Genomic DNA, 4415 nt, shown 5'->3' on the forward strand with positions numbered 1-4415 from the left:
ACAGCCCAGAGTACCGTTTGTAGGTGTTCCGGTAGCGATGATAACTGGCGCAACTGTATCCACTATCCAGGTTGCTGTGCGGGAAACTGGTGTTGCTGCGTTGCCACAGGCATCAGTTACGTTCCAGGTTCTGGTTTGTGAACGTGAACAACCGTCGATTACGATTGTTCCATCTGTGAATGTTGGAGTTACCACACCACAATTATCGGTGGCTGTTGCTGTTCCAAGCGCTGCACCAATGGCATTCGCTGTAGGGTTACAGCCCAGAGTACCGTTTGTAGGTGTTCCGGTAGCCGTGATTATTGGTTTAATCTCGTCTTTTACAACTGTAAAAGTACTAGTACATGTTTTAGGAACTTTGTGGCAAGCATCAATTACTTTATATTCGAAGCTCAATTGTCCACCACAGGTCAGATTACCTAAAGGTGGAAAATCTGCGAGGTTATCAGTAACTGGACTAATTCCACCCGTATTACTGAAACCGGCTTTCCAAGTATTGTAAGCCGCTGTTACTGTTTCGGTTGTGCTGCATACTGGTAAAGCAACAGGTTCAGAGCAGGTAACTGCCAGTTTACTCAAATCCAAATTCAACTGAATCGGAGCTCCCGGAAAATCCTTTAATTCAGATTGAGCTGAACTTCCTGAAGATCTTGTTCTAATAAACAGTGTACTGATTATAAAGCATGGATTATTAGTCGCTTTAAGTACTTGGGTAAGATTGATAGCACCTTCAGCCCATTGATTAGGAGCATAAACACCAGGAGAGATTCCATAGGTGTCAAAGGGTACTGTGGTAGTCGAAAAATTATTGGTTAAATAAACAGCGCCAAAAAATTCAGAGTTGGGATGAACTACGTATTCAAAACCACCTCCCGCTTTTGCTGTCCATACCCGAATTACGACATTAGCGTCACCGCCTCCTTGGGTAAATTCAATAGTGAGCAATATGTCACCGACTGTACGTCCACCTTGGGTTCCTAGTGTAGTAAATCCGCCACTGCCCCCAGTAATTGGCGCAATGCCACTTAGGGGATTAGCAGGACCAAAGATAGCGCCAGTAATAGTTAACGGAGCTTGCAAAAACTCAAAATCTATGTAACTGCTCCCATTGGTTACCTGGCGGTCACCAGCAAAAAGACACCACAAATCTGTAGCAACTCCCGGTCCGCTAGTACCGGCAACAAAGGTTTCATCATCAATACTTACTCCACCTATTACACCTGGATCACCATAACTAAAATGAGCACCACAATTTTGGATTTCATTTTTGTTAGGCGAACTTCCTGCACCCCAACTATAGGTGTTTGGATTATCATTTATCTTATTAGAGAGGGTAAATATGGTTGGATCATTGAGATAAGGATCCTGAAGGAAAACGCTGACCGGTATAGTTACAGGGCTTGTGGGTTTGTAAAAAACGTCACCTGTAAATGGGTTAATCACACCATGTCCCGCTATAGTAGGATGCAATTTGTCAAACAAGTCGCCTACACCTTCATATATAGTACCAATAGGTTCATGAGCAAAGGCATCGCCATCAACACCTGACCCACTATGGGGGTATTGTACTGGCACTACACCTTTAATAGACCCCTGCGCATTAACTCTATAACCCGTCATTAAAATTGCTGCCAACATAAATGGCAAAGCAAGCGACTGACGCCAATAAAAAGACCATAGCCTTGATAAGGAATCGATAGGAGCTATAAAATTAAATTTTGAAAAACCTACGTTTAAAAGTTGGAAAAAAGTACAACAATATTCTTGCGCACTTTTTATCTTAAAAGAGATAATTTTTTTCATAATAATTTGGTTTTAAGACCATAATTATTAATAAGAAAGCTTTAGTAGAATTTGGGTTTCCGAAAAACTAAAGTGTGTTGTCTCATAAATTGTATTTTAATACCATACATTAGAAAAATAAGAAGTTTACCGATTTGAGATAACTACTAAAAAACCCTCTTCAAAAAATAGATTGATGAAGTAAACTTTCAATAAACTGGATATGCAAAAACATATCCATTTATGAACAAAAAACACTTTTTTAAAACAATTTAAAATATTGATTTTAAAAACGATTAGAATTAAAAAATGATAAAAATAGGGTAAACAAAAGTTTTCAGATTCAAGGAGAAAACTTGAAGAAAAACGAAACATCTTCAAAAAATAATTTTATGAAGTACTCCATCATCCAAGGATATTTTATTATGGGGAAACAAAAAGATCCTTTTATTAATTTGAAAGTTGTTTATAAACAACTCAAATCAAATAATTTTTTGTTAAACCAAAGTTAGGTATTAGGCCAAAAAATAAAAAAATAAAAAAGGTAAACAAGACAAAATTCTGTTATACCCGACAAGGAACATAGTTCGCTAAGAAAAGCTTTACAGTACTAAAATATTAATACTAAAAAACTCGTTAACTAATTGATTATCAATTAATTAATAATTTTATTACTTAAATTTTGTTAATCAAAAAATAATGTTAAAGGCAATAAATCGCTCTTACATTTTAATCATTTAATTGCATTTATACTGATTTTAAGATACCAATTTCAGGAGATTATTGAGAATCTTAAATTATTAAAATTGATTCCTTTTTTTAAGATTTTAGAAACATCATAAGAATTTTAAAATATTATTTTTTTATCCTTTCGAAATGTAGGACGAAATAATAATGAAAATAAAAATGTTTGTAAAAGATAAAATCAAAGCCAAATCAATACTATTGAAATGACTTTGATTTTAATGCAAATAGTAAACTTAAATGATGAAAAATGGTAATGAGTACTTCATTATTAAAAAGATATTTTTATAATGAGGAACAAAAATCTTTTATCAACCTCAAAGCAGTATTTATATAAAAATTCAATTAAAAAAAACAAAAAAAACCTCGGAAATTTTCACTTCCGAGGCTTATTTTTATTCTAATCCATTACATTCTTTTTTAAGGATTATACAATTATCGAAAACTATCTGGAAGAGATTACTTTTTTAGTACTGCTTCCTCTGTCCGTAGTTACTTTTACAACATAAACTTGCTCTTGTCCTTTATTGGCTTTAAGGCTTAGTGCAATTTCTTTGTTCAAATAACTATTGGTGTCAGTTTTAGAAAGCACCAAAATACCTTGTGCATTGAATACCTCAATTTTTACATCAGACACATAATCAAATTTATATCTAATAGTAAGTTGATCTTTGAAAGGAACCGGATATGCATCAAATCCTACGCTTCCAATTTTTGCTTCAATAGCAGGAGCTTTATTGATTGTACTAGGAGCAATTGCTGTAGGAAGTGTACAATCCCCAGGTAATGGAGTATTATCTGAACAACCAGATACGGCATCTATAATTCCAGTACTTCCTGTAACAAGCACAGCTGCATTAGCACCTACTTTTGTAAAGCTTTTGAAAGTATAGGTACTGGCAGGATTAGCCCCTGCGATAGTAGCACCAATGATTGATTTTACATCGTATTTTACAGAAATAATATACGTTGCTCCCACTGTAGCTCCTGTCACAACTAATTTTGCTTCAGAACCACCGACAATGCTTGCCGTAAAGTTTACATTTGTTCCACATCCTTGAGTAAACAAACGGATATTGGAAACATTTTGCACACTAAACAGTTTATTCAAATCACCATCATTAGATTGTGTTACATTAATTGTAAAGTTAGCAGCTGGTGCCACCACATTTGAATAATAGAAAAACACACCCGGAATTGCATTAGTCACTTGTCCGTTACTAGGAGAAGAGGCTGTATAACAAACTTGTGATAACTGAGTAACTGTTCCTGTGCTGAAATTACAACAGGTAGTCTGAGTCGGGAAGATATGAGCACAAGGACTTACACTAATGGTTTGACTACACGAAGTAGACGTATTACCACAGATGTCTTTTGCTGTCCAGGTACGTGTTTTACTTCCATCCGCATTGTCTTTATCTGCAAAAGTAACCGTTGGATTTGCATCACAATTGTCTTTGACAGTTGGCGGATCAAAATTAAATGTAGCATTACATTCAATTGTTTTAGGAGCTACACAAGTGAGGGTTGGAGCAGTCGTATCTACCACTTTGATTTTTTGCAAACAGGTAGCTTTATTGCCTGCACAATCTACTGCTGTCCAGGTACGATCGATATGGTAAGTATTACCGCAATCTGCTGTTTTAACATCACTAAAAGTAACTTTAGGATTTGCATCACAATTGTCTGTTGCAGTTGCAGTTCCAAAATTACTTCCCACTGCATCACATTCAAATGATACATCTACAGGACAAGTGATTACAGGTTTAGTGATATCCTGAACAGTAATTTTTTGAACACAGGTGGAGAAATTGCCTGCACAGTCGGTTGCTTTCCAAGTACGGGTAATAATACCCAATCCACAAGCATCTAATGTGCCAGAGTCAGTG

Annotated in this window: 2 protein-coding genes; both read right to left on the bottom strand. The window is 35.7% G+C overall.

The genetic code is table 11. The features are described from left to right. Nucleotides 1–1803, bottom strand: a 1803-nt coding sequence (locus ACM55I_RS16220; RefSeq protein WP_416847881.1) for a hypothetical protein, incomplete at its 3' end; no start/stop codon positions are given. 1168 nt (nt 1804–2971) lie between these two features. Next, on the bottom strand, nt 2972–4415 hold a 1444-nt coding region (locus ACM55I_RS16225; protein ID WP_416847882.1), incomplete at its 5' end, for a T9SS type A sorting domain-containing protein.

Source organism: Flavobacterium algoris (assembly GCF_048158525.1).
GTDB lineage: Bacteria > Bacteroidota > Bacteroidia > Flavobacteriales > Flavobacteriaceae > Flavobacterium > Flavobacterium algoris.